Raw genomic sequence first — 6,074 nt, forward strand, 5'->3', positions numbered from 1 at the left:
CCTGGGACAACCTGGACGACTTCCTGCAGCTGGATGACTTCGCCGTGCAGGCCGTCATCGTGCAGGGCGGCGTAACCAGGCCGGCAATCCCCTGCATCTTCGATGAGCCGTATCTGAATGCGCAGATCGGCGAATTCGAAATGGACAGCAGCCAGCCGCGCATCCACGCGAAGGAAGCCGACCTGGTTGGCATCAAGAAAGGCGCTACCTGCGCCGTCGCCGGCAAGGTCTACGCTGTAATTGACGCGCCGAAGCCTGACGGCAACGGCATGGCCATTCTGAAATTGGCTGTCGAACCATGATCGACATCAGCGTTCATGCGGACCAGCTGGACCAGATCGTTCTGGACCTGGCCGCCAGCGAAGACCAGGTGGAAAAGGCGCTGCGTTCGACCATCAGCAAGATGGCCAATTGGCTGCGCGCGCGAACCGTGCGCGGCCTGTCGGACGAATTGAAGATGCAGCAGCGGATCATCCGGCGGCGATTGAAGGCGTTCAAGTTCAAGCAGACCGCACGCGGGGGCATGGCGACCGTCTGGTACGGCCTGAACCCTGTGGGCATGATCTACCTGGGCGCGAAACAGGACAAATCGCCAGGCGGCGGCGTCACGGTCAAGCAGGGCGCGGTGCGCAACGTTCCAGGGGCGTTCATCGCCACGATGCGCAATGGCCATGAAGGCGTGTTCAAGCGCCGCGACAAAAAGCGCCTGCGGATCGATGAGCAGGAAACGCCGATACAGGGGCCGGCGAACCAGTACCTGGCGCAAGCCGCCGTGCTGTCGGCCGAATTCACGGCCCAGTTTTTCAAGACTTTTGAACACGAATTGCAATGGCGCACCCGATAATCGAAACGGACATTCCGGGCCTGTATGCGGCCATCGTCGCCGCCATCAGCGCGCAGTTTCCTGAACTGCAAACGGTTGAATTCGACCGCGACGACAGCGACCGCACGTCGCTGCCTGTGCCTGCCTGCCTGCTGGAACTTACCGAATTCGAAGCCGCACCGGAACTTGACCCTGGCACCGACCAGCTGGCCGTCATGGCGCGCTTTGAAGCCGAACTGGTGCTGGGTTTCCGCACGCCGGCCGTGAAGCGTTCCGCGCGCGTGCTGGCCGCCGCGCTGTGCGCCTTCATGCACAAGCAGCGCCACTGGCCGAACGGCAAGGCCGGTGCAATCGAAGTGCTGGGCGCGTGGCCCAGCCAGTTCAAACCTGACCTGGACCAATACGAAGTTTGGCGCGTGGAGTGGCGGCAGCCGCTGAACCTTGGCGCGGACATTTGGGCAGGCGAGGCCGGCGGCGTGGTCCCGCAGACCATCCTGTTCGGCTACACGCCCGACATCGGGATAGGCCACGAACAAGATTACACACCAGTTTGATAGAAAATAAGGAATAGAAAAAATGGTTGATAAGCTAGTTCAACTTGGGGATGGTGTATCGCTCCAACGTTTGAAGGATATGGGCGACGGAACTTTCGCGCCCGTTGTTTCCGCTTCCAGCGGTGGCGCTTCGAAAGTCGTCGTTACCGGCGAGTACGTATTCGGAAAAACTTTGACCGCAAAGCCAGCGCCTGGCTGGGCATGGACCGCTGGAAAATGGCTTCGCAACGGCGTGGATATTTCCGGCGCTACGGCGCTAACGTACACACAGGGCCAGGCCGACATCGGGGCTGATATTACTTTCGCGCCGACTTCGCCGATTGAGGTATCAGCGGCTGGAAAGACTTCGGCAGATAAGCCAGGCGCGCCGACCATCGGCACCGCTACCGCTGCGGGCCAAACTATCAGCGTACCATTCACCGCGCCATCAAGCGACGGCGGCAGCGCGATAACCGGTTACAAAGTAACTTTGAGCGGCGGCGATATGGCGACCGGCACCGCAAGCCCAATATCAATTGGAAGTCAGCCAATCGGCGTTGCGCAGACAGCTGTGGTTCAAGCGCTGAATGCAATCGGCTACGGCCCTTCGTCTGCGCAGTCGAATCTTGTTACACCGAAGTATGCTTCGCTGCGCCAGGTTGCCAGCCGTTCTCAGGTATCGAACACGAAGATCGGGAATCCTCAGGCAGATGGGCATTCCTACCATCAGGCGTTCGATAATCTGACCACGTTGAAACTTGGCTGGATCAACGCGTTTGGCCAGCTGGAAGACACTACAGGTCTTGCAACGCAATCGTATAAATCGTTTGTCGAATATCCCATCGGAAGCGGAAGCGGCGCATACATCACCTACAATTCAGGCGCATCGACTACTGGCACCGCAGCGCCAGGAACGATCTTGCTTAGCGACTTGACATCGCTTGGCTTCACGATCCCGAAATATGCGTTCTTCCGTATCCGAACTTGGGTATCGTCTGCCAGCGGGGTTGTTGTGTCGCGTGGCAGCGCCGTACCAGCATCCGGCACTTCGGTTTATGACCGCATCGTCACCAGCGGCAGCACGTCGCCATCCATCGACCACACCGGCAGCGATGCGACGACGTATAACGCCCTGGCTACCGACATGAATTCGGCGACCTACTGCATAAAGCCTGCGGCAATTCTGTCGGTTTCGACCGTTGATTCTTTCGCACTATTGGGCGACTCGCGCGCCGCAAGTGAAACTTCCGACATCACGTCGGATTCGCTGTGCCTGTCCGAGCATCTGGAGCGGATCATTGGTGCAGCATACCCGTTCATGAACTTGGCCGCCGCAGGCGAAAAGGGTTTCGACTGGACCCCGAGCGGAACCCACGGCACGCTGCGCAAGCAACTGCTGGAATACGCCACCCATGTCCTGTACGGCTACGGCACGAACGACTTCAACAACGCGGCCAGCGATGCCATCATGAACGGCTACCCTGCGCAAGTTAAGACGGTTCCTGGCGTTGCTGGCAAGCCATTCTGGGGCGTCACGATCCCGCCGTATCTGTCTGGCGTGCCATCCAACAAGTTCCTTACGCTCGCAGGCCAGACGCTCAGCACCAACGAATCTCGCCGCGTGCAGTACAACGCCTTCGTTTTGGCGAATACGGGCAATGGAATGCTGTTCGATCGTTCGTTTGATGTTGCGCCGCATTACACTGACAGCAGCAGCGGTTCGGAAAAATGGCGCATCTACGCCAACGCACGCACCGTTACTGGCGACGTGGACGCGACGACTGGCATCATTACACTGACGAGCGGAACTTTCACGTCGGCAGATACGGGCCATCGGGTTTACAACGCAAACTGGGCTTTCACGGCAAGCGGTTCCGGTGCGTCGTTCGTTGATGCTTCCACTTCGCCGTACTTGCAATACATCGATTCGACGCATGCTCAGCTGATTACGTTCCTGGGCGCTACGAAGAAGCCGACTGCATCGCTGACAGCGCAGACGTTCTCTATCGGCGTCTATGACGAAACGACAGACGGCATCCACGGCGGCCAGCGCCCAGCAGTTCGTATGCAGGCCGCATTGCAAGTCCCGCAGTTCCAATGACCGCCGAACTGGAACGCCAGCTGGCAAACTTAATCCGCATCGGGCGGGTTAAGTCTGTCCAGTACGACCCGCCGGCCGTCAAGCTGTCCATCGGCGACCTGGAAACGGACTGGCTGCCGTGGTCCACGTCGCGCGCTGGCGGCACGCGCAGCTGGACCGCGCCGACCGTTGGCGAACAGCGCATGCTGTTTTCGCCATACGGCGACATGGGCCAGGCCGTGATCGGCCCTGCTATCTACCAGGACGACTACCCAGCGCCGGCCACAAGTGGCGACCAGGAACACGTCGTTTTCCCCGATGGCAGCAGCGTGGACTACAACAGCGCCACCAACACGCTGACGGTGAACGTTGCCGGCAGCGGTAAAGTGATCGTCAACTGCAAGCAGGCCGACATCAACGCCACCGACGCGGCGAACGTGAACACCAAGACGGCAACCGTTACCGCCAGCACGAAGGTGGACCTACTGACGCCGATCACGCACTGCAGCGGCAGTCTGACCGTGGACGGAACTATCACCGGGCTGTCGGGCCTGGCCATCAGCGGCACCGTATCGGGCGGCAGCGCGTCAGCGGCGATCAATGGGCCTGTGACCATCAACGGCGACACGACCACAACCGGCGCGCTGACGAACAACGGCAAGGCGGTGGGCAGTACGCTGCGGGTTTCCGGCGTGCAGTCGGGCGGCAGCATTTCCGGCAACCCTGTGTAGCCGGAAAACCCACTAGAGGAACAATCCGTTCATGCCGCCCACAATGGCAGCATGGACGGATTTAACGCATCTAACGGCACGCTGTTGACTGGCATTGCGCACTTGCGCCAGTCAATCCGCGACATTCTGACGACGCCTTTGGGCAGTCGCGTGATGCGCCGCGACTACGGCAGCGACCTGCCGCGACTGGTCGATGCGCCCATAAACAAATCCACCATCATGGACATTTACGCCGCCACCGCCGACGCGCTGGCGAAGTGGGAGCCACGATTCAAGCTGACGAAATGCACCATTGTGACCGCCGCGCCTGGAACCGTGACCCTGGACTTAACCGGTGAATACCTGCCTGACGGCAAGGAAGTCACCCTGGACGGAATCGAGGTCAATTAATGGCTGGCGCTTTTACCGCTGTTGACCTGTCGCAGCTTGCTTATCCAAACGCTGTTGAAGCGCTGGATTATGAAACGATTTTTTCTGAAATGCTGTCCGACCTGGTGACGCGTGACGCGACATTCACCGCGCTGGTGGAATCTGACCCGGCGTACAAGGTTTTGCAGGTTTGCGCCTACCGCGAAATGCTGGTGCGCCAGCGCGTGAACGAAGCCGTCAAGGCGGTGACGCTGGCTTATGCGGCCGACGACGACTTAGACCAGATCGCGGCGCGGTACGACGTTGAACGCCTGCTGCTGGATGCCGGCGACGCCGACGCCATCCCGCCGGTTGCCGCCACCTACGAAGACGACGACAGCCTGCGCCGCCGCGTGCAGCTGTCCTTCGAAGGGTTCAGCACGGCAGGGCCGGAAGGCGCATACATTTTCCATGCGCTGGGCGCGGATGCTGACGTGCTGGACGTGGCCGTAAACAGCCCGACGCCTGGCCAAGTTGTTGTGTCCATCCTGTCGCGCGAAGGCGACGGCACCGCGTCGCCGGAATTGCGCGCCGCAGTCAGCGCGGTGTTGAGCGCCGACGATGTGCGGCCACTGACGGACCAGGTGACTGTGGTTGCCGGCGGCATCGTACAGTACCAGGTAACGGCATCACTGGTTCTGTTTGACGGACCAGATTCTACGGTGGTTCTGACCGCAAGCCAGTCGGCCATGCAGGAATACGCCGACGAGTGCCACCGCCTTGGCCGTGACGTGACGGTTTCAGGCATCTACGCGGCACTTCACCAGCCTGGCGTTCAGCGCGTGATCCTGACCGAGCCTGCAACGACAGTCACGACGCAGCCAGACGAAGCGCCTTACTGCACGGCTATCAACCTGACGCTGGGCGGCACCGATGACTGACGATCTACTGCCGAACAACGCGACACCGCAGGAACGCGCCATGGCGCTGACGGTGGCGCGCATGTCGGACGTTCCTGTGCTGGTGCGGGATTCCTGGAACCCTGCGACCTGTCCCGCTGAATTGCTTCCGTGGCTGGCATGGGCTTTCAGCGTAGACATATGGGACACGTCCTGGACCGATGCGCAGAAACGCGCCGCGATCAACGCCAGCGTTGCCGTACATCGGCACAAAGGCACGCCGGCCGCCATGAAGACGGCGCTGGACGCTTTGGGCTACGGCCTGGAACTGCAGGAATGGCACCAGCTGACACCGCAGGGCGACCCTTATACGTTCGGCGTTGACGTTGACGTGAGCGAAACCGGCCTGCCGGCGCAGAGCGATTACACGCTGATTGAAACCGTTGCCAACAGCGCAAAGAACGTCCGCAGTCACATGACGTTTTTCAACGTTCACGGCACGATCAACGGCACATTTTACGCGGGCGGCCTGTCCGTCTGCGGTGAAACTGTTTCTATAAATTCGGGCGACTGATGGTATTTTTCATGAAACTTACTGCTGTTGGCCTTGCCAAGCTGGCCGCAGCAAATACTGGCGGGGCTGCCGTGGTGTTGACCCAC

At 60.3% G+C, this 6,074-nt stretch carries 8 protein-coding genes; all 8 read left to right on the forward strand.

Annotated features, from left to right (window positions below):
• A partial coding sequence (locus QZ994_RS18120; RefSeq protein ID WP_290876933.1) for a hypothetical protein occupies nucleotides 1-302 on the forward strand: 302 nt, incomplete at its 5' end.
• Nucleotides 299-844 (forward strand): phage tail protein, encoded by a 546-nt coding sequence (locus QZ994_RS18125; RefSeq protein ID WP_290876936.1) that lies wholly within the window; start codon nucleotides 299-301, stop codon nucleotides 842-844. The genes QZ994_RS18120 and QZ994_RS18125, both read left to right, overlap by 4 nt.
• Nucleotides 829-1,377, forward strand: coding sequence for a hypothetical protein (locus tag QZ994_RS18130; RefSeq protein WP_290876939.1), 549 nt, complete (start codon nucleotides 829-831; stop codon nucleotides 1,375-1,377). Before QZ994_RS18125 ends, QZ994_RS18130 begins: the two co-directional genes overlap by 16 nt.
• A 22-nt stretch (nucleotides 1,378-1,399) precedes the next feature.
• Nucleotides 1,400-3,457: a hypothetical protein gene (locus tag QZ994_RS18135; protein ID WP_290876942.1), complete on the forward strand. Its 2,058-nt coding sequence runs from the start codon at nucleotides 1,400-1,402 to the stop codon at nucleotides 3,455-3,457.
• Nucleotides 3,454-4,167 carry a phage baseplate assembly protein V gene (locus QZ994_RS18140; protein WP_290876945.1) on the forward strand — a complete coding sequence of 238 codons (714 nt, stop codon included), beginning with the start codon at nucleotides 3,454-3,456 and terminating at the stop codon, nucleotides 4,165-4,167. Before QZ994_RS18135 ends, QZ994_RS18140 begins: the two co-directional genes overlap by 4 nt.
• Nucleotides 4,168-4,218: 51 nt before the next feature.
• On the forward strand, nucleotides 4,219-4,557 hold the full coding sequence (locus tag QZ994_RS18145; protein WP_290876948.1) for a GPW/gp25 family protein: 339 nt from the start codon (nucleotides 4,219-4,221) through the stop codon (nucleotides 4,555-4,557).
• Nucleotides 4,557-5,456 (forward strand): baseplate J/gp47 family protein, encoded by a 900-nt coding sequence (locus tag QZ994_RS18150; protein ID WP_290876951.1) that lies wholly within the window; start codon nucleotides 4,557-4,559, stop codon nucleotides 5,454-5,456. Before QZ994_RS18145 ends, QZ994_RS18150 begins: the two co-directional genes overlap by 1 nt.
• Entirely contained in the window at nucleotides 5,449-5,988 is a 540-nt protein-coding gene (locus QZ994_RS18155; RefSeq protein WP_290876954.1) for a phage tail protein I, read from the forward strand. The genes QZ994_RS18150 and QZ994_RS18155 overlap by 8 nt, the downstream gene beginning before the upstream one ends.
• The last annotated feature ends 86 nt before the right edge of the window (nucleotides 5,989-6,074 follow it).

It is taken from the genome of Aquabacterium sp. (genome assembly GCF_021768455.1).
Classification (GTDB): domain Bacteria; phylum Pseudomonadota; class Gammaproteobacteria; order Burkholderiales; family Burkholderiaceae_C; genus Aquabacterium.

Bases quoted from the DNA above. Each gene is read 5' to 3' on its own strand.
- QZ994_RS18125 (WP_290876936.1), top strand. From the start codon at position 299: ATGATCGACATCAGCGTTCATGCGGACCAGCTGGACCAGATCGTTCTG.
- QZ994_RS18130 (WP_290876939.1), top strand. From the start codon at position 829: ATGGCGCACCCGATAATCGAAACGGACATTCCGGGCCTGTATGCGGCC.
- QZ994_RS18135 (WP_290876942.1), top strand. From the start codon at position 1,400: ATGGTTGATAAGCTAGTTCAACTTGGGGATGGTGTATCGCTCCAACGT.
- QZ994_RS18140 (WP_290876945.1), top strand. From the start codon at position 3,454: ATGACCGCCGAACTGGAACGCCAGCTGGCAAACTTAATCCGCATCGGG.
- QZ994_RS18145 (WP_290876948.1), top strand. From the start codon at position 4,219: ATGGACGGATTTAACGCATCTAACGGCACGCTGTTGACTGGCATTGCG.
- QZ994_RS18150 (WP_290876951.1), top strand. From the start codon at position 4,557: ATGGCTGGCGCTTTTACCGCTGTTGACCTGTCGCAGCTTGCTTATCCA.
- QZ994_RS18155 (WP_290876954.1), top strand. From the start codon at position 5,449: ATGACTGACGATCTACTGCCGAACAACGCGACACCGCAGGAACGCGCC.